The 23436-nt window shown below is 69.4% G+C and carries 21 protein-coding genes; 15 read left to right on the top strand and 6 right to left on the bottom strand.

Annotated elements, in window-relative coordinates; all coding sequences use genetic code 11:
* The first annotated feature begins 12 nt into the window (after positions 1-12).
* A complete protein-coding gene (locus ACGFI6_RS19015; RefSeq protein ID WP_393120181.1) occupies positions 13-996 on the top strand; it encodes an ArsR family transcriptional regulator in 984 nt (327 codons plus the stop codon).
* Positions 997-1101: 105 nt separating this feature from the next.
* Here ACGFI6_RS19015 and ACGFI6_RS19010 read toward each other — a convergent pair whose 3' ends face one another.
* Positions 1102-1878 carry a TetR/AcrR family transcriptional regulator gene (locus tag ACGFI6_RS19010; RefSeq protein WP_393120179.1) on the bottom strand — a complete coding sequence of 259 codons (777 nt, stop codon included), beginning with the start codon at positions 1876-1878 and terminating at the stop codon, positions 1102-1104.
* Between the two features lie 69 nt (positions 1879-1947).
* On the opposite strand from ACGFI6_RS19010, the gene ACGFI6_RS19005 reads away from it, so the two are divergent.
* Complete coding sequence (locus ACGFI6_RS19005; protein ID WP_393120177.1) at positions 1948-2781, top strand: SDR family oxidoreductase; 834 nt, start codon at positions 1948-1950, stop codon at positions 2779-2781.
* Between the two features lie 17 nt (positions 2782-2798).
* Positions 2799-3356 carry a DinB family protein gene (locus tag ACGFI6_RS19000; RefSeq protein WP_393120175.1) on the top strand — a complete coding sequence of 186 codons (558 nt, stop codon included), beginning with the start codon at positions 2799-2801 and terminating at the stop codon, positions 3354-3356.
* A 17-nt stretch (positions 3357-3373) separates the two neighbouring features.
* Here the strand turns inward: ACGFI6_RS19000 and ACGFI6_RS18995 are convergent, their stop codons facing one another.
* Complete coding sequence (locus ACGFI6_RS18995) at positions 3374-4276, bottom strand: aminoglycoside phosphotransferase family protein (protein WP_393120173.1); 903 nt, start codon at positions 4274-4276, stop codon at positions 3374-3376.
* A 93-nt stretch (positions 4277-4369) separates the two neighbouring features.
* Between ACGFI6_RS18995 and ACGFI6_RS18990 the strand changes: the two genes are divergently transcribed.
* A complete protein-coding gene (locus tag ACGFI6_RS18990) occupies positions 4370-5389 on the top strand; it encodes an Rv2578c family radical SAM protein (RefSeq protein ID WP_393120171.1) in 1020 nt (339 codons plus the stop codon).
* Here the strand turns inward: ACGFI6_RS18990 and map are convergent.
* Positions 5386-6153, bottom strand: a complete 768-nt coding sequence (map, locus tag ACGFI6_RS18985; protein WP_393121256.1) for a type I methionyl aminopeptidase — start codon at positions 6151-6153, stop codon at positions 5386-5388. The two genes, ACGFI6_RS18990 and map, sit on opposite strands and share 4 nt — an antisense overlap.
* Before the next feature lie 161 nt (positions 6154-6314).
* Here map and ACGFI6_RS18980 point away from each other — a divergent pair, with 161 nt between their 5' ends.
* From ACGFI6_RS18980 to ACGFI6_RS18950, 7 genes are read left to right on the top strand one after another with little or no spacing between them, the layout of a single operon-like run.
* Positions 6315-8393, top strand: coding sequence for a hydantoinase/oxoprolinase family protein (locus tag ACGFI6_RS18980; RefSeq protein WP_393120169.1), 2079 nt, complete (start codon positions 6315-6317; stop codon positions 8391-8393).
* The gene (locus ACGFI6_RS18975) at positions 8378-10105 is read left to right on the top strand and encodes a hydantoinase B/oxoprolinase family protein (RefSeq protein ID WP_393120167.1); all 1728 of its coding nucleotides are present in this window, start codon (positions 8378-8380) and stop codon (positions 10103-10105) included. The genes ACGFI6_RS18980 and ACGFI6_RS18975 overlap by 16 nt, the downstream gene beginning before the upstream one ends.
* Positions 10106-10139: 34 nt before the next feature.
* Complete coding sequence (locus ACGFI6_RS18970; protein WP_393120165.1) at positions 10140-11468, top strand: MFS transporter; 1329 nt, start codon at positions 10140-10142, stop codon at positions 11466-11468.
* Positions 11465-12019, top strand: coding sequence for a cysteine hydrolase family protein (locus tag ACGFI6_RS18965; RefSeq protein WP_393120163.1), 555 nt, complete (start codon positions 11465-11467; stop codon positions 12017-12019). Before ACGFI6_RS18970 ends, ACGFI6_RS18965 begins: the two co-directional genes overlap by 4 nt.
* On the top strand, positions 12016-13197 hold the full coding sequence (locus ACGFI6_RS18960) for a glycine C-acetyltransferase (RefSeq protein ID WP_393120161.1): 1182 nt from the start codon (positions 12016-12018) through the stop codon (positions 13195-13197). The genes ACGFI6_RS18965 and ACGFI6_RS18960 overlap by 4 nt, the downstream gene beginning before the upstream one ends.
* Positions 13194-13991: an SDR family NAD(P)-dependent oxidoreductase gene (locus ACGFI6_RS18955; protein WP_393120159.1), complete on the top strand. Its 798-nt coding sequence runs from the start codon at positions 13194-13196 to the stop codon at positions 13989-13991. The genes ACGFI6_RS18960 and ACGFI6_RS18955 overlap by 4 nt, the downstream gene beginning before the upstream one ends.
* A gap of 31 nt (positions 13992-14022) precedes the next feature.
* A complete protein-coding gene (locus ACGFI6_RS18950; RefSeq protein WP_393120157.1) occupies positions 14023-15528 on the top strand; it encodes a CoA-acylating methylmalonate-semialdehyde dehydrogenase in 1506 nt (501 codons plus the stop codon).
* Between the two features lie 26 nt (positions 15529-15554).
* Here ACGFI6_RS18950 and ACGFI6_RS18945 read toward each other — a convergent pair whose 3' ends face one another.
* A complete protein-coding gene (locus ACGFI6_RS18945; protein ID WP_393120154.1) occupies positions 15555-16310 on the bottom strand; it encodes a GntR family transcriptional regulator in 756 nt (251 codons plus the stop codon).
* 162 nt (positions 16311-16472) lie between these two features.
* On the opposite strand from ACGFI6_RS18945, the gene ACGFI6_RS18940 reads away from it, so the two are divergent.
* Both ACGFI6_RS18940 and ACGFI6_RS18935 read left to right on the top strand, forming a co-directional pair.
* Positions 16473-17594 carry a pyridoxal phosphate-dependent aminotransferase gene (locus tag ACGFI6_RS18940; protein ID WP_393120152.1) on the top strand — a complete coding sequence of 374 codons (1122 nt, stop codon included), beginning with the start codon at positions 16473-16475 and terminating at the stop codon, positions 17592-17594.
* 97 nt (positions 17595-17691) lie between these two features.
* Positions 17692-18234, top strand: a complete 543-nt coding sequence (locus ACGFI6_RS18935; protein ID WP_393120149.1) for an rRNA adenine N(6)-methyltransferase family protein — start codon at positions 17692-17694, stop codon at positions 18232-18234.
* A gap of 150 nt (positions 18235-18384) precedes the next feature.
* Here the strand turns inward: ACGFI6_RS18935 and ACGFI6_RS18930 are convergent, their stop codons facing one another.
* Together ACGFI6_RS18930 and ACGFI6_RS18925 are read right to left on the bottom strand one after the other, a co-directional pair.
* The gene (locus tag ACGFI6_RS18930; RefSeq protein ID WP_393120147.1) at positions 18385-20121 is read right to left on the bottom strand and encodes an ABC transporter ATP-binding protein; all 1737 of its coding nucleotides are present in this window, start codon (positions 20119-20121) and stop codon (positions 18385-18387) included.
* On the bottom strand, positions 20118-21839 hold the full coding sequence (locus tag ACGFI6_RS18925; protein WP_393120144.1) for an ABC transporter ATP-binding protein: 1722 nt from the start codon (positions 21837-21839) through the stop codon (positions 20118-20120). The genes ACGFI6_RS18930 and ACGFI6_RS18925 overlap by 4 nt, the downstream gene beginning before the upstream one ends.
* A 196-nt stretch (positions 21840-22035) precedes the next feature.
* Between ACGFI6_RS18925 and ACGFI6_RS18920 the strand changes: the two genes are divergently transcribed.
* Together ACGFI6_RS18920 and ACGFI6_RS18915 are read left to right on the top strand one after the other, a co-directional pair.
* Positions 22036-22365 carry a lysoplasmalogenase family protein gene (locus tag ACGFI6_RS18920; protein WP_393120142.1) on the top strand — a complete coding sequence of 110 codons (330 nt, stop codon included), beginning with the start codon at positions 22036-22038 and terminating at the stop codon, positions 22363-22365.
* Between the two features lie 79 nt (positions 22366-22444).
* Positions 22445-23410: a glycerophosphodiester phosphodiesterase family protein gene (locus tag ACGFI6_RS18915; protein WP_393120140.1), complete on the top strand. Its 966-nt coding sequence runs from the start codon at positions 22445-22447 to the stop codon at positions 23408-23410.
* The last annotated feature ends 26 nt before the right edge of the window (positions 23411-23436 follow it).

Here is a 23436-nt window from a genome sequence, read left to right as displayed (position 1 = left end):
GAGGAGATCGTGGTGTTCCGCATTCATTTCGACTGCGCAGATCTGGCGAGAACGACGATCGCTCAGCAGCCGGATCCGTTGTGGGAGGTCCTGCTGGGCCTCCACGTCCTGCAGGGCGACAACGAGCCGGAAGTGTTCGGGACCTGGCGGGAGCGGGCCCGGGCGCGGCTGACCGAGCTGGAGCACGACCTGCTCGCGCTGGCGCCACCGGTGGGCTACTCGCCGGATTTCCTGACACCAGGTGCCGCGGCGCAAGGGCTCGAGGCGGGGCTGACGGCGGTCGCCGCCACTCCACCCGCACAACTGACGGCCGAGCTGCGGCAACTGTCCGACAGCGTGCGGCTGCCTGGCTGGACGCGGCGCCTCGCGGCCGGCGAGACCAGCTTGATGCAGCGGCTCGTTCAGGGGCTCCGATCGTTCCACCGGACGAAGATCGCGCCGCAGATGCCGATGATCGCCGGCGCGATCGAGCCGGCCGTCGCGAAGTACAGCGAAACCGTTGCCAGCAACGGATTCGAGTCGTTGCTGCCGGAGTTGCACCGGTCGCTGAGCTGGAGTGCGCCGGTGTTGTCGGTGGACATGCCGCACATCTCCCGGGACCTGTACCTGAACGGTCGGGGCCTGCGGCTGGTGCCGTCGTTCTTCTGCTGGAAGTACCCGATGATGCTGCTCGATCCGGAGCTGCCGCCCGTGCTGGTCTATCCGGTGCGAAGCGATGCAACGGGGACAGCAACCGTCGTACGGCGACCGGATCGCGAGGGTGCTGTCGCGGACCTGCTCGGGAAGACCAGGGCGCGGGTGCTCAAGAGCATCTCGGCCGGAGCCTGCTCGACCAGCGAACTGGCAGTCCGCGCCGGGATCTCGCTCGCGTCGGCCAGCGAGCACGCGCGGGTCCTGCACGACACCGGCCTGGTCACCACCCACCGCACCGGCAGCTCGGTCAAACACATCCTCAACCCGGTAGGCGCCCACGTCCTCACCGGAGCCCGCTGTTAGATGTGCAGCTCGACAGGATGTGTATGCGATTCCGGCCGCAACTACTGCGCGGCTGAGCGTGGCCGCGTCGGCAGTGGACATATACGTACTGTCGAGCTGTACATGTCAGTGCGGCTGGATGCCGTTGAGGAGGCGGTCGAGGCCGTAGCGGTAGGCGTCGTGGGCGGTCGACTTGTAGCCGTCGGCGTGCCAGATGGTGGTCATCGCGGGGTGCCGGTCGACGTCGAAGTACGTCTCCCACAGGTCGTTCCGCTCGAACCACCAGGCGTCGTTGGTCTGTCCGGTCGTCCGCTCCACGAGTCGGCTCTCCGCTTCCAGTCCGGCCGCTGAGTCGACGTACGTGGTGATGGCCAGCGCCGCGGTGTTCGTCTCCACAGGAGTCAGGCCGAGATCGAGCAGGACGGACAGCAGGTACTCGCGGCCCGCCAGCATGCCCGGGCCGACCGGCGGGCGGATCGTGGAGACCTGCGACAACCACAAGTGCCGCTGGAACATGGCGCGGGTCTCCACCGAGTACATCTCCACCTGCTCGCGCCAGTCTGCTGGCCGCGGTTCGCCCGGAGCCGGGAGGCGGCGCTCGCCGAGCACCTGATCGACCATGAGGTCGAGCAGCTCTTCCTTCGACGGTACGTAGGTGTACAGCGTCATCGTGCCGACGCCGAGCTCCTTCGCAAGCCCGCCCATCGACGCGGCCGCTCGGCCTTGCTCGTCGGCGAGCTGGATCCCTGCCTCGACGACGTCGTCCACGGTCAGCGACGGCCGCCGCCCGGCGCCACGTTTCCGGGCCGGTTCCCCGGCGGGCACGGTCGGCCGGCTGTGGTTGCGCCACAGCAACGCCAGCGTCCGGTCCGGCTGCCCCTCACCACTGCGCCGCTCGCTCACGGGCCAACGATAGGCGCTGATTTGAATTCTCGTATACCCTACGGGAATTCGAGTCGAGAGGGGACGTTGATGACGATCTTGGTGACGGGCGCGACGGCGAGCGTGGGGCGGCTGCTGGTCGACGAGTTGCTGGCGGAGGGGGCGCCGGTGCGGGCGCTGACGAACAATCCGGCCCGGGCCGCGCTGCCGGACGGTGTGGAGGTCGCCCGCGGGTACCTCGGCAAACCACGGACGTTGCCCGCGGCGCTCCAGGGCATCGACACGGTGTACCTCGCGCCGCTTCCGGCGTACGTCGATGATTTCGTCCGCTGCGCGCGGGACGCCGGTGTGCGGCGGGTCGTCGTACTGTCGGGCGAGCCGGCGGACTACGAGGCGCAGGGGGATCCGTCGACGTGGCACTACTACCGCCTGGAGCAGGCGATCGAGGCGGCCGGCTTCGAGTGGACGTTCTTGCGGCCGGGACAGTTCATGACGAACACGCTCGACTGGGCGGCGTCGATCCGGGCCGACGGGGTGGTGCGCACGCCGTACGCGAACGCGGTGCAGACGCCGATCGACCTCGGCGACATCGCGGCGGTGGCGCGGGTGGTGCTGCTGTCGGAGAAGTACGGCGGTCAGAAGATCGCGATGAGCGGGCCGGAGGGGATCACGCCGCCGGAGCAGGTCGCGCAGATCTCGGCCGCGATCGGGCGGGAGGTGCGCTTCGAGGAGCTGACGCCGTCGGAGTACGTGGATGGGCTGGCACCGGTGATCGGGTTACAGACGGCGCAGTGGTTGCTGGACGGGTTCCGGATGATGGCCGAGCACCCCATGAAGCCGGAGCCGGCGGTCCTCGACCTGACCGGACGGGCGCCGATGACGTACGCCGAATGGGCTGTTGTTCATGCGGACGCCTTCCGCTGACTGGCATGATCGCGGGGGTGAAGACGACTCTGCACGGCTATCTGCGTGAGGTCCGCGAAGCGATGCTCTGGAAGCTCGACGGGCTGAGTGACTACGACGTACGGCGGCCGCTGACGCCGACCGGGACGAATCTGCTCGGGCTGATCAAGCACCTGTCGATCGTCGAGGCGTGGTACTTCGGCAAGACGTTCGACCGGCCGTTCCCCGAGGAACTGGACTGGTGGGACGACGACGCGGAGCCCAACATCGACATGTGGGCGACCGCGGACGAGACCCGCGACGAGATCATCGACCGCTACCGGCGAGCGTGCGCGCACGCCGACGCGACGATCGAGGCGCTGGAGCTGGACGCGCCGGGCCAGGTGCCGTGGTGGGGGAAGTCGTCGGTGACCTTGCATGCGATGCTCGTCCACGTGCTCGCCGAGACGAACCGGCACGCGGGGCACGCGGACATCCTGCGCGAGCAGTTGGACGGCGCCGGCGGGATGAGCGCAGGCAACTCGAACCTACCGGAGCAGGACGCGGCCTGGTGGGCGGCGTATCGCGCCCGGGTCGAGGAGGCCGCGCGCAACTGAAGGACCGCAGCGGGGTTTCAGGCGTCGCCGAGCACCTCGCTGATGACGGGCCGGGCGTAGTTCGCGATCGCCGGGTTGGTGTCCTTCTGGTACGCCCAGACGTTCACGGCCTGGGACAGCACACGTCCGCGTCCGCGCAGCCAAGTCGCATCGTCCACGTTCAGCGCCGTACGGAACTCGTCGCGAACGTTCGTCGGCAGGAGGTGCCATGCGGGGAACAGGTCGCACGCCGGATCACCGACACCGCAGGTCTCGAAGTCGAGCACCGCGGTCAGTCGGCCGTCCGCGGACACGAGCAGGTTGCCCGGCGTCAGATCCGAGTGCACCCACACCTCGCGACCGTCGTACGGCGCCGCGAGCGATTCCTCCCACGAGGTCAGCGCTGCGCGAGTGTCGATCAGGCTGTCCAGCTCGCCGATCGCCTGTCGCGTCGAGTCGTCCATGTCAACCATCGGAGCGCGCGTACGGCGCTCGCCCAGATACGCCGGCGGCCGATCCGGCAGGTCGATCCGCCGGAACGCTTCGACGAACGCCGCGAGGTCCGTCGCCAGCCCGTGTGGGTCGGCGAGCGCGCCGGCGGCAGGGTGCGTACCGGTCAGCCAACGGTGGACGGACCACTCGCCCGGGAACGCGTCGGTGGGTGAGCCGATCGCCTCGACAGCGGGGATGGCCACCGGCAGGACCGGTGCGAGTGCCGCGAGTTTCGCCTGCTCCCGCCGGACTGCGTCGATGCTCGAGGGCCGGAGCGGCAGCCGTACGGACAGGTCGGAACCGAGGCGGTAGATCGCGTTCACCATCCCGCCGGAGTCGACCGGTTCCAGCGGCAACGCGGCCCACTGCGGGAACTGGCCGGCCACCAGTTCGCGGACGAGCGGCGTGTCGATGTGGATCTGATCGGCATGGACCTTGCGAGGACTCACGAGCCCCATCGGAACGGCTCGGCCCGTGCACCGTCAACCCGGTTTCGGGCGGCGTGGTTTGACCTGATCTCGAACATGTGTTCGACTGTGGGTATGAGGTGGGCAGGTCAGCGGATTGACGTCGAGACTCCGGGGGCGTTGCCGGGGCTCGGGTCGATCGCGGGTCTGGTTCGGTCGGTGACGACGCCGGAGTTCCAGGGGATCACGTTCCATGAGGTGCTGGCGCGTTCGGCGCTGAACTCCGTGCCGGGCTCGGCGCTGCCGTTCAACTGGACCGTCAATCCGTACCGCGGCTGCACGCACGCTTGCCGGTACTGCTTCGCGCGGCCGACCCATCGGTACTTGGAGCTCGACACCGGGCAGGACTTCGATCGGCAGATCGTGGTGAAGACCAATGTCGCCGAGGTGCTGCGCCGCGAGCTCGCCCGCCCGTCCTGGTCCCACGAACCTGTTGCCCTGGGCACCAATACCGATCCGTACCAGCGGGCCGAGGGGCGGTACCGCCTGATGCCCGGGATCATCGATGCACTCGCCTCGTCCGGCACGCCGCTGTCCATCCTCACCAAGGGGACACTGCTCCGTCGCGACCTCGGTCTGCTCACGGCGGCGGCTGCCGAGGTGCCGGTCGGGATCGCGGTCTCGCTCGCGTTGGGGGATGAGGAGCTACGTCGTCGCCTGGAGCCTGGCGTGCCGTCGGTGCGCGGTCGCCTCGACTTCATCCGTACGATCCGCGAGGCCGGGCTGCCGTGTGGCGTGATGGTCGCGCCAGTACTCCCGTGGCTGACCGACTCGACAGACCAGCTGGACCAACTCCTGGCCCAGCTGTCCGACGCGGGCGCCACCGGAGTCACACCGCTGCTGCTGCATCTGCGCCCTGGCGTCAAGGACTGGTTCATGCAGTGGCTCGCGCACGACCATCCCAACCTGGTCAGTCGCTACGAATCGCTGTATGCGCACGGCTCGTACGCGGCTCCCACCTACCGCAAGGCCTTCACCCAAAAGATCCAGCCGCTGCTCCGCAAACATGGCTTCGGTGGCGACTCCATGCACCGCTCCCAGCCGATCAGCGGCATGCATCCGCCGCCCAAACCGACGCAAGAGCCTTTGTTCTAAGGGAGGGTGAGGATGTCGGGGCCGTCGGGTGTGATGGCCACGGTGTGTTCGGCGTGAGCGCCTCGGGTTCGGTCGGCGGAGCGGAGGGTCCAGCCGTCGTTGTCGATCAGGTAGGTGGAGCCGGGCCCCGTCCAGAACCAGGGTTCGATCGCGAACACCTGGCCGGCTTGGAGTTTGAGGCCGCGGCCGCCGCGGCCACCGTTCGGGATGTGCGGCTCCTGGTGCATCCGGCGTCCGATCCCGTGCCCGCCGAAGTCCAGGTTGGTGCCGACGCCGGCGTCCGTCCCGATCCGCCCGATCGCGGCGCCGATGTCGCCGATCCGGTTGCCCGGGACCGCGGCGGCGATCCCTGCGGCGAGTGCGCTCTCGGTCGTGGCGATCAGCTCGAGGTCCTCGGTCCGCGGTGTCCCGACGCAGAAGCTGATCGCCGAGTCGGCGCACCAGCCGTCGATCGACGCGCCGCAGTCCACGTTCAGCAGGTCGCCGTCGGTGAGGCACAGGTCGTTCGGCAGGCCGTGCAGTACGGCGTCGTTCACCGACGTACAGATCACGCCGCTGAACGGTGACGTGGCGAACCCGGGCTGGTACCCGTCGAACAACGAGACCGCCCCGGCTGAGCGCAACACGTCCCGCGCCACCTCGTCGAGCTCGCGCAGCGAGACCCCGGCCGCGGCGTGCTTCTTCACGGTGTGCAGCGCAGTGGCAACGACCCGACCGGCCGCGCGCATCCGCTCGATCTCCGCCGGCGTCTTCAGCTCGACCATGATTCCTCCGGGATAGTTATACCGGTAGTAGTACCACACGCGTTGCATCCCCGCGACGTGCTGGATCACCAGCGAATCCATGAAACTCCATCTAGCCCTTGCTGATATCTCAACTCGCATCTACTGTGATCTCACTTCCAGCTCGAGTGAAGGAGATCGCAGTGGTTTCCAGTCACGACCCGCGAACCGGTGGCTGGCGCGTAGGCGCCGACATCGGCGGGACCTTCACCGACGTCATCGCGCTCGGCCCGGCCGGCGAGGTCGTGGCGATGAAGGTGCCGTCGACGCCGCCCGACTACGGGGCAGGCGTGGTGACGGCAACCACCGACGTCCTCGCATCGGCGGCGGTCGAGCCGACGGCCGTGAGCGCCATGCTGCACGGCACGACCGTGGCCACCAACGCGATCCTCTCGATGAGTGGCGTCCGTACGGCGGTCGTGACGACCCACGGATTCCGGGACGTGCTGGAGCTCGGGCGGCTGCGCCGGCCGATCCTGTACGACCTCTCGTGGACCAAGCCCACGCCGCTCGCCCGCCGCCGGAACCGGTACGAACTCGACCAGCGGATCACCGCCGACGGACAACTCGACCCACCGGCCGACGCGGACCAGGTGCGCGCACTCGCGAAGCAGCTCCGGGCCGATGGCATCGCAGCGGTCGCTGTCTGCCTGATCAACTCCTACGCCTGCCCCGACGAGGAACGACGGGTGGCCGACCTCCTGCGCGCCGAGCTCCCCGACGTGTACGTGACCGCATCTGTTGACGTCTCGCCGCAGCCCCACGAGTACGAACGCACCAGCACTGCAGCGGTCAACGCGTACGTGGGTCCGGCGGTGCACGGGTATCTGACGCGGCTCGAGGAGGGACTGCGTGCCGCGAGAGTACGTGCCCCGTTGATGGTCATGCAGTCCAGCGGGGGACTGCTCGAGGCGGCATCGGTCGCCAAGCGACCGGTGCAGATCATCGAGTCCGGCCCGGCCGCCGGTGTGACCGCCGTACAGAAGCTTGCGCAGCTGATCGGTCTGTCCACCGTGGTGGCGTTCGACATGGGCGGGACGACGGCGAAGGCGTCCCTGATCGAGGACGGCGAGCCGTTCGTGTCCGCCGACTACGAGGTCGGCGGCGGCATGAACGTTGCTCGCGGCCTCAGCTCCGGCGCCGGCTACCCGGTGCGGGCGCCCTCGATCGACATCGCCGAGGTCGGCTCGGGCGGCGGCAGCATCATCTCGGTCGACGCCGCGGGTGCACTGCATGTCGGCCCTGCCAGCGCCGGTTCGCGTCCGGGGCCTGCCTGCTACGGCCTCGGCGGTGAGCTGCCGACCCTGACAGACGCCAACGTGACACTCGGATATCTCAGTCCACACTCGCTGGCCGGCGGACGTGTCGCCGTCCATCCCGACCTTGCCACGAAAGCCCTCTCCGCCGTGGCCGACCAGCTCGGTACCGACATCGCCGGTACGGCGCGCGGCGCGTACCAGGTGGCTGTCTCGAGCATGACAACTGCAGTGAAAGCGGTGACCAGCGAGCGCGGTCGCGATCCGCGTGAGGCGACTCTGGTCGCGTTCGGTGGTGCCGGCCCGCTGTACGCCGCGTCGCTGGCCCGCGAGCTCGGCATCTCGACGGTGATCGTGCCCGTGTACCCGGGCCTGTTCAGCAGCCTCGGCTTGCTCGTCGCGGACACCGAACGGCACGAGCTCACGCCGTACCGTACGGAGCTCTCCGACGTGACCGCGCTCGCTGCCGAGTTCGACCAGCTGGCCGGCAAGGTCCGCGCGGAGCTGGGACCGGAGGCCGTGGTGGATCGCCTGCTGGACATGCGCTATCGCGGTCAGCGGTTCGAACTGCGGATCCGGGTGCCGGACGGTGATCTCACCGACGACTTGCTCGCCGAGACGCGCGCCCGCTTCCACGCCGAGCACAAACGTACTTACGGCCGCGCCGGGACGGACGACCTCGTCGAGCTGGTCAATCTCCGGGTGCGCGGCGCCGTACCGACGCCGGTGTCGATTGCGGACGTACTGAATCTCCCCGACGACGCCGACCGCGCGCCGGACACCCGGGAGTGCCGGTTCGACGAGAACCTGCCGACGCCCGTCGTACCCCGGACAGCGCTGGGAGCCGACCCTGTGGACGGCCCGATGGTGATCGAGGACATGGACGCGACCACGCTCGTCCCGCCCGGCGCGCGAGTGCACCGGGACCGGTTCAACAACATCGTCATCACGTGGAGCGCCTCATGATCCGCGACGCCGTGACCTTCGAGGTCTTCCGCAACGCCGTCACCGGCCTGGCCGACGAGATGGCGATCACCGTACTGCGGACCGCGCACTCACAACTCGTTGCCACCAGCATGGACTTCTCGGCGGCGTTGTGCGATCCGCGGGGCCGGGTGATCGCGCAGGCGAACACGCTGCCGCTGCACCTCGGGTCGATCCCGGCCGCGATGGAGGCGGTCTTCGACGAGTTCGGGGACAGCATCCACCGCGGCGACATCTACCTGCTCAACGATCCGTCGCTGGGCGGGATGCACCTGCCGGACATCTTCGTGTTCGCGCCGGTCTTCGCCGGTGAGACCCTGCTGGGGTTCTCGGTCACGGTCGTCAACCACACCGACGTCGGCGGCTGGGCGGCCGGCTCGATGGCGGTGCAGTCGACCAACATCTTTGCCGAAGGCATCCAGATTCCGCCGACCCGGCTGATCGAGGCCGGCACCATGAACGAGTCGTTCCTGCGGCTGATCCTGCGCAACGTCCGCGAACCCGAGCTGCTCCGCGGCGACCTGGAGTCCCAGCTCGCGGCCTGCCACACCGGTGCCGAAGGGCTGCGCGCCCTGGCCGCGCGCTACGGCGTCGATCGGTACGCCGAGTTGATCGACGAGCTGCTCGACTACTCGGAGACCCTGCTGCGCAACGCGTTGGCCGAAGCCGTTCCGGGTACGTACGAGTTCACCGACCACATCGACGACGACGGCCTCGGGTCCGGGCCGATCGTCATCAAGGTGCGGGCCACGCTGTCGGCGGCCGGGATCGAGCTCGACTTCACCGGGTCCGCCCCGCAGGTGAACTCCGCGCTGAACGCGACCGAGTCGTTCACCCGATCGGCCGGGTACGCCGCCCTGCAAGGCGTCCTGGCCTCGGACATCCCCGCGAACAGCGGCTTCTACCGGCCGTTCACGTTCGTCATCCCGGAGGCGTCGATCCTGAACGGGCGCAGACCGTCCGCGCGCGGCGCCCGTGGCCTGGTCGGCTTCCGGATCGTCGACGCGGTGCTCGGCGCGCTCGCCCCGGTGTTCCCGAACCGGGTCCCGGCCGCGGGCGACGGCGGCCCGAACGGCATCGCGATCGGCATCGTCGGCGAGGACGGCGAGTCCGTCGTCCTGTGGGACGCGCTCGCCGGCGCGTGGGGCGCGCGCCCGGACCGCGACGGTGTCGACGGGATCAGTTCGCTCGGCGCCAACCTGACGAACACGCCGGTCGAGGAGCTCGAACAGTCGGGGCACATCCGCTTCGACGGGTACGGCTACCTCCCGGACAGCGGCGGGGCCGGCCGCTGGCGCGGTGGGCTCGCGACCTTCCGGGACATGACCGTCCTGGTCCCCGAGGCAAGCGTGCAGATCAGGTCGGACCGGCGGAAGTTCCTTCCGTACGGACTGGCCGGCGGTGCCCCGGGCACGCCCTCACTGAACGTCCTCGACCCCGACGGGCCGGGCGAACAACTGCTGGACTCCAAACCGCACCTCGTGATGACGGCCGGTACCCGGCACCGGCACGTCACCGCGGGCGGTGGCGGACACGGAGTCCCCTTCGAGCGTGACCCCGACCGGGTGCTCGAAGATGTCCTTGACGGCAAAGTCACCCATAAGAGTGCCGAGCGGGACTACGGCGTCGTCATCACCGACGACGACGCCATCGATGTGGACGCCACCGCGAGGTTGCGCGGTCAGGCGGGCTGACACCCCCTCTCTACTCCCGATTGGACCGACCGAGATGAGTTCAACCGCTGCAAGCACCAAGGACTCCGTCGCCCCCAGCACCTGGCGCAAGGTCAGTGTGCGGATCATTCCGCTGATCGGCCTCGCCTACGTCGTCAGCTTCACCGACCGCGCGAACCTCGGGTTCATCGCCGCCCCGATGTCACGCGACCTGCACCTGTCCAGCCGGCAGATCGGCCTGGCCGCGGGCGTCTTCTTCATCGGGTACGTCCTGGTCGAGGTACCGAGCAACCTGCTGCTGCGCCGCTTCGGCGCCCGGATCTGGATCGCCCGGATCATGATCACCTGGGGCCTGATCACGGCCGCCACCTCGGCGGTGAACTCCGCCGGCACCCTCTTCCTCGCCCGGTTGCTGCTCGGCTTCGCCGAAGCCGGCCTCGGCGCGGGGATCCTGCTGTACCTGACGTACTGGTTCCCGCGCCGCCAGCGGGCCTGGGCGATGTCGCTGTTCATCTTGATGACGCCGATCTCCGCGATCATCGGCTCGCCGCTGGCCGCCGCGGTGCTCACCTGGGGACAACGGGTGTTCGGCATCACCGGCTGGCGGGCGCTGTTCCTGGTCGAGGGGCTGCTGACGGTCGTGGTCAGTGTGCTGATCTTCTGCTTCCTGCCGAACCGTCCGCGCGACGCCCGCTGGCTGGAGCCGCACGAGCGGGACGGGATCGAGAACGTGATCGCCGCCGAGGCCGCCGAACACCGCGCGAACGGTGCACTCTCCGGGCTCTGGGAGGCCCTGGGCAGCGGACGGGTCTGGGCGATGGCCGTGACCTGGTTCACGATCGCGTTCGGGCTGTACCCGCTGGCGTACTTCCTGCCGACGATGATCGCGTCGATCACGCACAGCATCGGCCCCGCGGGCGACGTCAGCAGCGTGCTGCTGTCCGCGATCCCCTGGGCCGCGGCGATGGTCGGCCTGCTGATCTGGGCGTCCTTGGCAGCACGCCGGAGCGCAGTCACCGCGACCATGATCCCGATGGCTCTCGGCGCGGTCGGACTCGTGCTCGCGACGCTGGCCAGCAGCGGGATCCCGTTCGTACTGGCGGTCTGCCTGAGCGTGACCGGGATCGTCTGCGCGATGGGTCAGTACTGGCGGATCCCCGCGATCGGTCTGACCGGCGCGGCCGCCGCCTCCGGGATCGCGCTGATCAACTCGGTCAGCAACCTGAGCGGATTCGTCGGGCCGTACATCACCGGCTGGATCGAGACCGCGACCGGCAGCTTCACCTACGCGCTGCTCACGATCGCGATCCTGATGGCCGCCGGAATGCTCGTCCTGCTCACCGCAGGACGCCGAATGGAACAACTATCTGGGAGTCGTCCATGACCACCGCACTGATCATCGGTGATCTTCAGCAGGGCATCACGCGCAACTACTCGTTCGCGGGCGCGGTCGTTCCGGCCGTCACCGAACTGCTCCCGCGGGCGCGCGCGGCCGGCGTACTTGTCGTCTTCGTGCACTTCGCGTTCCGTGCGAACGGGACCGACGTACCGGACAGTGCCTTGCTCCGCTCGTTCTTCGACGCCGGGGACGCCTTCCACGAGGGCACTTCGGGTGCGGAGATCGACCTGCCGGTGACCGCCGACGACGTGGTCGTGCTGAAGCGCCGGGCGAGTGCCTTCGCCGGGACGGATCTCGACCTGGTGCTGCGGGCGCGCGGTGTCGACCAGGTCGTGATCGCCGGCGTCGGGACGAGCGCGATGGTCGCGGCGACCTGTTACGACGCTGCGGACCGCGGGTACGGGGTCGCCGTACTGCGGGACGGTTGCGGCGACGGCGACCAGGCGATGAACGACTTCTTCATGGACGCGGTCTTCCCCAGCCGGGGATTCGAGGTGCTCACCTGTGCTGACTGGCCCGCGGCGAGTACGTCGTGAACGCCGGGCTGCTGACCCGTCTCACAGTTGAACTCGACGCGCAGTCGGCCGCGACCGGGCTGCGGCGCGATCTGGTTGCCTCCGGCCCGCAAGGTACGACGCTCGAGGTGGCGGGCGAGACGCTGGTGAACTTCGCGTCGAACGACTACCTCGGACTCGCCGGTGATCCCGAGGTGATCGATTCGGCACGGCGGGCGCTCGGCGAGCACGGGCTCGGCGTCAGCGCGGGCCGGGTGCTGTGCGGTACCCGCGGCGTCCACGGCGAACTCGAGGCGAGCATCGCCGGCCTGGTCGGGGCCGAGGACAGCGTGCTCTACAGCTCCTGCTTCGACGCGAACCTCGGCGTCTTCGCCGCGCTGCTCGGCGCGGACGACGTCGTTCTGAGCGACAGCCTCAACCATGCCAGCCTGATCGACGGCATCCGCCTGACCCGCGCCCGTACCCGCGTCTACGCCCACGCCGACCTGGACGACCTCGAGCGCGGTCTCGTGTACTCGCAGGACGCGCGGCACCGCCTGATCGTGACCGACGGCGTCTTCAGCATGGATGGTGACATCGCCCCGCTGCCGGCGCTGTGCAAGCTCGCCGAGCAGTACGACGCCGCGCTCCTGGTCGACGATTCGCATGCGACCGGCGTACTGGGTGCGACCGGCGCCGGCACCGCGGAGTACTTCGGCGTACAGCACGTCGACGTACTGACAGGGACACTGGGGAAGGCACTCGGCGGCGGGGCCGGCGGATTCGTCGCCGGGCCTCGTGCTGTGGTGGAGACGTTGCGTCAGAGCTCGCGCCCGTACATCTTCACCAACGCGATGGCCCCCGCGCTCGCCGTCGCAGCGCTGACGTCCATCCGGATCGCGCGCGAACGCTCTGAGTTGCGCGAGCGTCTGTCCGCCAACACGGCTTGGCTGCGCGGGGCACTGAGCGATCTCGGGTACGACGTACTGCCGGGGGAGCACCCGATCGTCGCGGTGATGCTGCGCGGGGGGACGCTGGCGCGAGACGTCGCGGAGGCTCTGCGCCGTGAGGGGGCTCTCGCGTTCGCGCTCTCCCATCCGGTCGTCCCGGCCGGGGAGGAGCGGATCCGGGTCCAGGTGTCGGCGGCGCACACGAGCGGGCAGCTCGAGTTCGCGGCGGCTGCGTTCGCCCGCGCCCGTACGGCACTGGCGGCTGCATGACCACGACCGCGGCAGGTCTCGGTGCTCCGGTCAGTGCCGACGGCAACGAGCTCACGGGCCGGGTCGCGGTCGTGACCGGTGGAGCGAGCGGCATGGGGCTGGCGACCGCACATGCCTTGGTGCGCCGGGGTGCGACGGTGGCGGTGTTCGACGTCGCGCCACCTCGCCGGAGCGACTTGGCATCGATGCTCGAGGCAACGGTCGACGACGTGCGGTCGGTGCAGGTCGACGTCACCGACGGCGATCAGGTCGACGACGCGTTCGCCTCGCTGCTGGCAGAGCAGTCGCGGCTCGACATCCTCGTGAACGCCGCCGGGATCGCACCGCCGACCACGTTCGAGCAGATCACCGACAGCGAGTGGAACCGCGTCCTCGCGGTCAGCGTGCACGGCACGTTCCTGTGTTGCCGGCGGGCGCTTCCGGCGATGCGTGACCGGCACTGGGGCCGGATCGTCAACTTCTCGTCCACCGCCGGCAAGACGATCAGTACAGCCGGCGGCGCGCACTACACGACCGCGAAACACGGCGTACTCGGGCTGACCCGGCATCTGGCCAAGGACTACGGGCCGGACGGCGTGACGGTGAACGCGGTCTGCCCCGGCCTGATCGACACCCCGATGACGCGCGGCCTGCTGCCCGGCGGCGACCTCGAGCGCGCTACCCGAACGTTCCCGGTGCCGCGGGCCGGACGGGCCTGGGAGGTCGCGGAACTCGTCGCGTTCCTCGCCTCCGACCGCGCCGCGTACATCACCGGCGCCGCCGTCGACATCAACGGCGGCGACCTGATCGTCTGACCATCACCTGCTAAAAGAATGCGAGCAGTCTGTGAGCACAGCAACAGTCCCGACGATCCACCATCGGATCAACGGCCACGAGACCGCCGGTACGTCCCGCCGGACGGCACCGGTGTGGAACCCGGCGACCGGCGAACGGCAGGCCGACGTACTGCTGGCCGAGTCCGCAGACGTGGACGCCGCGGTGCAGGCGGCCCGGACCGCGCTGCCGGACTGGGCTGACACGTCGGTGATGCGACGGTCCCGTTTGATGTTCGCGTTCCGGGAGTTGGTCGCGCAGCACGTCGACGAGCTCGCGCGGATCGTGTCCGCCGAGCACGGCAAGGTCCTCGACGACGCCAAGGGCGAGGTCGTCCGCGGCCTGGAGGTCATCGACTTCGCCTGCGGCATCCCGCAACTGCTCAAGGGCGAGTACTCCGACCAGGTCTCGAACGGCGTCGACCTGTACTCGTTCCGGCAGCCGCTCGGCGTCTGCGCCGGGATCACACCGTTCAACTTCCCCGCGATGGTGCCGCTGTGGATGCACCCGATCGCGATCGCCACCGGCAACACGTTCGTCCTCAAACCGTCCGAGCGGAACCCGACGGTGTCGAACTTCATCGCCGGGCTGTACGCCGACGCGGGGCTGCCGGACGGCGTCTTCAACGTCGTGCACGGCGACAAGGTCGCGGTCGACGCGATCCTCGACCACCCGGACATCGCGGCCGTGTCGTTCGTCGGCTCGACGCCGATCGCGCAGTACGTGCACGAACGGGCGACCGCGAACGGGAAGCGGGTGCAGGCGCTCGGCGGCGCGAAGAACCACGCCGTCGTCCTGCCCGACGCCGATCTCGACCAGGCGGCCGACCACCTGGTCGCAGCCGCCTACGGCTCCGCGGGCCAGCGTTGCATGGCGATCTCGGTCGCCGTCGCAGTCGGCGACGTCGCCGGGCCGCTCGTCGAACGCCTGCGGGACAAGGCGCGTGCGATCAAGGTCGGCCCCGGGCAGGACGCGGGATCGGAGATGGGCCCGGTCGTCTCACCGGAGGCACTCGAACGGGTTCGCGGCTACATCGATGCGGGTCTGGATGCGGGCGCGGACCTCGCACTCGACGGGCGCGACCACGGCGTACCGGGCGATGGCTTCTTCGTCGGTCCGACGTTGTTCGACGGGGTTACGCCGGACATGGACATCTACCGCGACGAGATCTTCGGCCCGGTGCTCGTCGTCGTCCGGGCGGAGTCGCTCGACGCTGCGATCGGGTTGATCAACGCGAGTCCGTGGGCCAACGGTACGGCGATCTTCACCGCGAGCGGCCGCGCGGCGCGGGTCTTCCAGCGCTCCGTACAGGTCGGGATGATCGGGGTGAACGTACCGATCCCGGTACCGATGGCGTTCTACTCGTTCGGCGGCTGGAAGGACTCCCTGTTCGGCGCCCACCACATCCACGGACCCGAAGGCGTCGCGTTCTACAGCCGCGCCAAGGCGGTCACCACCCGCTGGCCCGACGACACCCCCACCCCTCAACCCAACCTCCACTTCCCCACCGCCACCTGACCCACCCCGGCCGACTGGGCGAGGGGCTAGGTGGAGGGCATCTCGATGGGGGCTTTGCTGACGGACGTGCTGCGGGACAGGACCTTCAGTACGTCGCGGCGTACGCGCTCGCAGCGGTTGCGCACGGCCTTGCGCGCGCCCTCCGCGTCACGGTCGCGCAGCCGCTCGTAGATGGCCGTCAGCTCGCCCGGCGGGCTCGCGACGTCCGGCGCGATGAGCGCGGCCATCCGCAGGACGCGCTCCAGTTCGTCGACGACGTCGACGATGGCCTTGCCGAGCCGGTCATTGCCGCTGAAGTTGGCGACGATGGCTTCGAACTCGATCGCATCCTGCAGCGCGTCCTCGTGATCCACCTCGCCGGCGGCGAGCGCGGAGTACACCCTCGACAGCACCTCGAGACGCTCGAGTGCCGGTGCGTCGATGCCGTGCTGTGCGGCGTTCCAGGCGGCCTCGCCGGACAGCAGCGTGCGCAGGGCGCACAGGTCGTCGGTGTCCTGCAGCGTGATCGGACTGACGACGTACCCCGCCCGCGGCAGCGCGGTCACGAGACCGTCGCGCCGCAGCCGCACCAGTGCCTCGCGCACCGGTGTCTTGCTGGTGTTCCACTGTTGCGCGAGGGAGGTCTCGGTGAAGCCGCTCCCGGGAGGCAGCGTCAGGTCGATGATCTGCCGGCGGATCGCCCGGTACGCCTGACTGGTGCGGTCGAGTCCGGCGTCATCGGCACCGAGCAGCAGGGCCGGAATATGGGTTGTTCCCCTGATCACCGAGTGGATATCGCGCACCGCGTCAGCGTATCACCACGATTAGTTGATACATCAGGAGCTCTCAGTATGACAGACTAAGGATACTTATCTGTTCCATTGATATCTTAACGTGGCTAAACTCCGGGAATGCAGAGTCTCTGGGCAGTACCCGCCGCGAGCGACCTCCCAACGATGGGCGCGATGAGTACGCGCGATCGCGCACTGCGGACAGCCCGTGGCGGCGGCCGGATCCTCCCGCTGATCGGTGCCCCGGTGCTGCCGATGCCGGCCCACGTACGGCGCGCTGCTCAGGAGGCGCTGGACGAGCCCGATCCCCGCGACAGCCGTGGTCTGCCCGAGTTGCGCGCCGCGATCGCCGCCGAGCTGTCGGCGTACGGTCTGGACGTCGACCCCGAACGGCGGCTGCTGATCACCCACGGCGCGATGCAGGGGTTGTCGGTGGTGCTGCGTACGGTGCTCGCGCCGGGCGACGAGGTGATCGTGCCGACGCCGACGTTCTTCTTCGACGGCGCGGTCCGCGAGGCCGGTGCTTCGCCGGTCTACGTGCCGTCCCGGGAGAGCGACGGCTGGGCTCTCGACGTCGCCGGGCTGGAGGCCGCGATCAGCTCCCGGACCCGCGTCATCCTGCTGTGCAACCCGAACAACCCGACGGGCGACCTCCCGGATGCCGCGACGCTGTCCGCTGTGGTCGACCTCGCGGCGCAGCACGGTCTGCTCGTCGTCTCCGACGATTCCTGGCAGCACTTCACGTACGACGGCCGCCGGTACCAGCCGATCGAGGCGTACGCGGAACGCTGGCCGCACATCGTCACGATCACCAGCCTGAGCAAGTACTACGCGCTCGCGAGCTGGCGGCTCGGGTACGTCCTCGGGCCGCCGTCGATCGTGGACGCGGTCGAGCGCCGCTTCCAGTGGGAGTCGGTGTGCTGCGGGATCGTGCCGCAGCGTGCGGCGGTCGCAGCACTGACCGGTCCGCGCGATTGGCTGCAGGACGCACTGTCGGAGTACCAGGCGAAGCGCGATCTCGTCTGCGACGGCATCGTTGCCGCCGGGCTCCCGGAGCCGGTGCGGCCGGCGGCCGGTGCGTTCCTGCTGGTTGACTGTTCGGCGCTCGGCAGTACGTCGAGTGAGATCGAAGATGTCCTTCTGCAGAACGGCATCGCGGCAGTGCGCGGCGCCGACCTGCACGGGCCGGCCGGCCACGTTCGCCTTGTCTACGGCGCCGACGTACCCACGCTCTCTGCCCTCACCGGCGCTCTGGCGGCTGCAGTCGAGCAAACGCGCGGCGGTAGGACCGTTTGAACTTTGCTGAGACTTCCCGGAGGCGAAAATGCTTTGTGGGGAAGGGCATGGGGTGTTTAGGGTCGGCGCATGATTACGTACTTTGTGATGGTCCGTCGTGCCCGGCTCCGGGCAGGCGCGGGGTGCCTGGGGATGGCATCCGCTCGATAGTCGTTGGGCCCAACGGGTCGTGGACGCGGCCGGGATCGAACCCGGCGAACTCGTCCTCGATGTCGGGGCCGGTCTCGGTGCGCTGACTGCGCCGCTGGTCCGGGCCGGTGCTCGGGTGATCGCTGTCGAGCTTCATCCGGGTCGGGCCGACAGGTTGCGCCGGCGGTTCGCGGACGCTCCGGTAACGGTGGTTCGGGCCGATGCCGGTGATCTCAGGTTGCCGTCGCGGGCGTTCCGGGTGGTGTCGAGTCCGCCGTACAACGTCTCGACCTTGTTGCTGAAACGCCTGCTGGCACAGGGGTCTCGGATGGTGTCGGCCGATTTGGTGCTGCAGCGGCAGGTGGCGAACCGGTGGGTTCGCGGCGAGGCGCCTGGGGTCAACCGGTGGTCCCGTTACTACAACCCGTCGATCGGACTTCGGCTGCCCCGCAAAGCGTTCAGTCCACCACCCCATGTCGATTCAGCAGTCCTACTACTACGCAAACGCTAAGAGAAACCCCGTCCCCTTGCTTCGCTCGGGGGCGGGGGAGGAGCCATGGCCGCCGACTGGCGGGCGGGCCGTCCGCTGGTGTGGCGGGGAGTGCGCTGGTGTGACGGGGGGGGGCTGGTGTGGCGGGGAGTGCGGTGGGGCGGGTTTGGGTTAGCCGTGCCAGGAGGTCCATAGGGCTGCGTAGGAGCCTTGGTGAGCTACCAGGTCGTCGTGGCTGCCTAGCTCTGTGATGCGGCCGTCTTCGACTACGGCGACTCGGTCGGCGTCGTGGGCGGTGTAGAGGCGGTGGGCGATCGCGATCACCGTGCGGCCGTCCAGCACGGCGGCCAGCGAACGCTCCATGTGCCGCGCTGCCCGTGGGTCGATCAAGGACGTCGCCTCGTCCAGTACCAACGTATGCGGGTCAGCCAGCACGAGCCGCGCCAGCGCCAACTGCTGTGCCTGCGCAGGTGTCAGCGACAACTGTCCGGACCCGACACGGGTATCCAGGCCGTGCGGCAACGACTCGGCCCACTCGCGGGCGTCCACGGCAGCCAGTGCATCCAGCAGCTCCGTGTCGGTTGCCGACGGACGTGCCATCGACAGGTTGTCCCGCAGCGTGCCGACGAACACGTGGTGCTCCTGCGTCACCAGCGCGACCTGCTTGCGCAGCTCGTCCAGCGGCAGGTCCGTCATCCCCACACCGCCAACCGTCACCGACCCGGTGCGCGGCGGATGAATGCCCGCGACCAGCCGGCCCAGCGTCGACTTGCCGGCACCGGATGGCCCGACCATCGCGATCCGTTCGCCCGGCTGGATCGTCAGGTCCACGCCGTGCAGGACGTCGCGCCCGTCGACGTACGAGAAGCGGACGTCTCGCGCCTCCACCAGCTCACCATCAGGTTCCTGACCGGAGGGTGTGCGGTCGTCGGGGACGTCGCTGATACCAAGCAGCCGGGCGAACGCGGCACCACCCGACTGCAGCTCGTCCAGCCAGGACAGCAGTCGGTCCACCGGGTCGATCAGCTGGTTCACGTACAGAACGGCAGCAGTCACGGCGCCGAGTGAGACATGTCCGTTGAGATGCAGCCAGCCGCCGAACAGCAGCGTGCCCACGACCGGTACGAGATAGCCGAGCTCGGCCGCCGGGAAGTACACGGTCCGCAGGAACAGGGTGTACCGCTCGGCGTTGTACGAGCCGCGGATGTCCTCGTCGCCGCGCCGCACCCGGTCGTCGTACCGCCGCAGGGCCTCGACCGTCCGGGCACCCTCGACCGTCTCCGCGAGCGAGCTGGTCATCTGCGCGTACGCGGCGTTCTCGCGGAGGTACCCGTCCTTGGCGCGGCGCAGGTACCACTTCGTACTCAGCAGCAGCAGCGGGACCATCGCGAGCAGCGGCACCAGCACCCAGACGCCGACGAGCAGCGTCGCGACGGCAGTGAACAGTACGGTGACGAAGGCGATGATGGTCTCCGGTACGGCGAACCGCACCGTCCGCGACAGGGTGTCGACGTCCCGCGAGGTCCGCGACAGCAGGTCACCGGTGCCGGCCCGCTCGACCGTGCCGATCGGCAGTGCCAGCGCGTTGTCGACGAACTCCTCACGCAGCTCGGCCAGCACCTGCTCGCCGAGCGCGAACGACTTGTAGCGCGCCCAGCGGGTCAGCAGCGACTGCGCCACGATGAACCCGGCGATCACGGCGATCACCAGGTTGACCTTGGACGCGGTGGTGCCGTTCTGCACGTCCTCGACCAGGTTGCCGATCAGCCGCGGCGCCGCCAGCCCTGACACCGCCGCGAGCCCGTGCAGCAGCAACGCGGCCAGCAGTGTCCGTGGGTGCCGGCGTGCGAGCCGCCGGGCGTGCTGCCGAATCTCGGCCGGCCCGGCCACGGGCAGGATCTGCCTCATCGGAGGGCCTCCTCTTCCTCGGTCTGGCGGGTGACGGTTCGGCGGTACCGGGGGGTGGATGCGAGCAGCTCGCGGTGCTTGCCGCTGGCAACGACTCGGCCGGCGGTCACGAAGATCACCTCGTCGACGCGGTCCAGCAGCAGCGGGCTTGCGGTCAGTACGACGGTGCTCCGGCCGCGCCGGTGCTCGTGCAGCCGGTCCGCGATCCGCGCCTCGGTGTGCGCGTCGACGGCGGACGTCGGCTCGACCAGGACCAGGACGGACGGGTCCGCGAGCAGTGCCCGCACCAGAACGAGCCGCTGCCGCTGCCCGCCGGAGAACGAGCGGCCCTTCTCCTCCACCTCGGAGTCGAGCCCGTCCTGCAGCGCTACGAGCACATCCTCCGCGGATGCCGTACGGATCGCGGCCATCAGCTCGTCGTCAGTCCGGCGACCTGTTGGGTCCAGCTCGGTGCGCAGTACGCCGGTGAACAGCTGAGAGCTGGTGTCGCTGACCAGGATCCGCTCGCGGACGTCTGTCCTGGTAGCACTGGCCAGCGTCACCCCGCCGTACCTGACCTCGCTGGTGTTGTCGTACCGACCCAGGCGGTCTGCGAGAGCGCCGTAGCTGTCCGGCTCTGCCGAGACGATTGCTGTGAGCAGGCCGTCGCGGGCGCGTACGCCGGAGACCGGATCGACCAGGTCACCGTGGTCCGGGAGCCGCACAGGAGTCTCGGGGTCGGTGACGTCCGGCTCGAGCTTCAGGACGCGGATCACCCGGCCCGCCGCGACCAGTCCGCGCATCAGCTGGTTGGCGAACTCGGTCGCAGTACGCAGCGGCAGCACCAGGAAGGTCGCGTAGCCGTAGAACGCAACCAGCGATCCAGCGCTCAGGTGACCGCCCAGGGCGAAGTGGGCGCCCAGCCCGACGACCAGCACGACGAAGATGCCCGGCAGCAACACCTGCGCCGCGTCCAGCACCGACTGGATGCCCGCGACCCGGACGCCGGCCTTCCGCACCTGCTGGGACTCGGTGCGGTAGCGGTTGGAGAACGACTCCTCGCCGCCGATGCCGCGCAGCACGCGCAGACCGGCCACGATGTCGGAACCGAGCGAGTTCAGCTCGCCGACGGCCTCGCGTTGCGCGGACTGCCGCTTGTGCAGCGGCCGCAGCATCGGCCCGAGGCAGAACAGCATCACCGGTACACCGATCAGCACGACCAGCCCGAGCACGGTCGACGACGACAGCAGGATCACCGCGACCACGAAGAACGCGACGATCGCGCCCGCGAACCGGGCCGAGATCTCCATCAGGTTCCCGATGTAGGACAGGTCGCCGGCGCCGATGCTGACCACCTCGCCGGTGGCCAGCTGCTTGGGCAGCGTCGCGCCGAGGTCGGCCGACTTCCGGGTCACGACCTGGACCGTCCGGTACGCCGCGGTCAGCCAGTTGGTGACCGCGAACCGGTGCCGCATGATGCCGGCCGTCGCCTGCACCACACCGACCGCGAACAGCAGCGCCGTCCAGCGCAGCAGCCGCTCGCCGTCACCGGCCGCGATGCCCTCGTCGATCGCCCGGCCGAGGATCGCCGGGATGAACGCCTGCGCCGCCATCCACAGGATGCCGAAGGTCATCCCGCCGGCGAGCGTGCGGGCCTGACCCCCGGCGACCCACCACAGGTAGCGGGCCGGTGAGCGATGGTTCGGGACGCCGGGCTCGGCGAGCGGAAGCTGTTTCATGGCCTACTCAGGCTAGGTCCCGCCACCGACACTCTGCATGCGATTTACTCGCACCTGTGGACCCCTTGACCGGCGCCATCAGGACCATGGCAAGGGGGCGAGGTTGGCTGGTCGCGTACGGGGTGCTGACCGCGGCGCATCTGGCCGCGATCGGGATCGGCGAGACGTGGTCGCAGGCGATCACAAGGTGCTGCTAATGCCATTGCTGGCGGTGTGGGCCCGGCGGAACGGCGGACCGGTCGCTCTGCTTGTCGCACTGGTGCTGCTGTGGCCCGGTCTGGGGGACAACCGGATCCCGGTGGCCGTGTACTCGCTCCTGGTCACCGCCACGGCAGTCACGAGCGGCTGGAACGGGTGGCGAGCCGGTGTGGGCGGTGCGTTGTTCCTGATCTCGGACGGGCTCATCGGCGTGGGTCTGGCAGGACACGGCTTCGCTGGGCGAGACCTCCTGGTGATGGCGACGTACTGCGTCGCGCAGTACCTGCTGGTGAGCAGTCTGCTGCCCGGGAGCCGACACACGCAGTGACGGTGACAGTCGGTAGACCTTCACCTTGCGTTGGGCAACGGGTTCCCGTCGGGCAATGTCCGGCCCCTGTCCTGGATCCATGTTGGTGATCGCGCATCGGGGAGCCAGTGGCTACCGCCCGGAACACACACCGGCGGCCTACCGGCTGGCGGCGGCCCAGGGAGCCGACTACCTGGAGCCCGACCTGGTCTCCACCCTGGACGGGGTCCTGGTCTGCCGGCACGAGAACGAGATCTCCGGTACGACGGACGTCGCCGAGCACCCGGTCTTCGCGGACCGGAAGATCACCAAGATCGTCGACGGGACCGCGGTCACCGGCTGGTTCGTCGAGGACTTCACGTACGCCGAGCTGCGTACGCTCCGGACCCGGGAGCGGATGCCGGCGCTCCGGGCGAACAACACCGCGTACGACGGGCTGGATGCGGTCCCCACCTTCGACGAGGTGGTCGCACTGGCGCGCCGGGAGTCGGCGCGGCTGGGACGTCCGATCGGGGTGATCCCGGAGATCAAGCACCCCGCGTACTTCCGGCGGCTCGGGCTGCCGCTCGAGGAACTGCTCACCGAGCGGATCCTGGCGCTCGAGCTACGGGCGGACGAGATCATGGTGCAGTCGTTCGAACCGACGAGCCTGCGGCGGCTGTCGGTGATGACACGGGTCCCGCTGGTGCAGCTGATCGACTCCGAGAGCGCACCGAACGACTTCCTGCGGACAGGTGACGGGCGGACGTACGCCGACCTGGTGGAACCTCGGGGGCTCCGGGAGATCGCCACGTACGCACAGGTGCTGGCGCCGCACAAGGACCTCGTTCTCCCGCGTACTGCGGACGGGTGCCTCGGTGAGCCGACCCGTCTGGTGGACGACGCGCACCGTGCCGGCCTGGGGATCCAGGTGTGGACGTTCCGCGCTGAGCGGCGCTTCCTGCCGACAGCGACCGATTTCCCCACCGAACTGACTCGCTTCGCCGCCCTGGGCCTGCAAGGCGTCTTCGCCGACCACCCCGACCAAGCAGTAGCAGCCCTCCGCAAGCCGGCCCTGAACGTTTAGCAGCGGGGCGACCGCTGCCCGCGATC

The organism is Kribbella sp. NPDC048928, from assembly GCF_043197975.1.
In the GTDB taxonomy this organism is placed as follows: Bacteria; Actinomycetota; Actinomycetes; order Propionibacteriales; family Kribbellaceae; genus Kribbella.
Note: the sequence above shows the minus strand (reverse complement) of the source record. Positions and strands in the feature narration are given on the sequence as shown.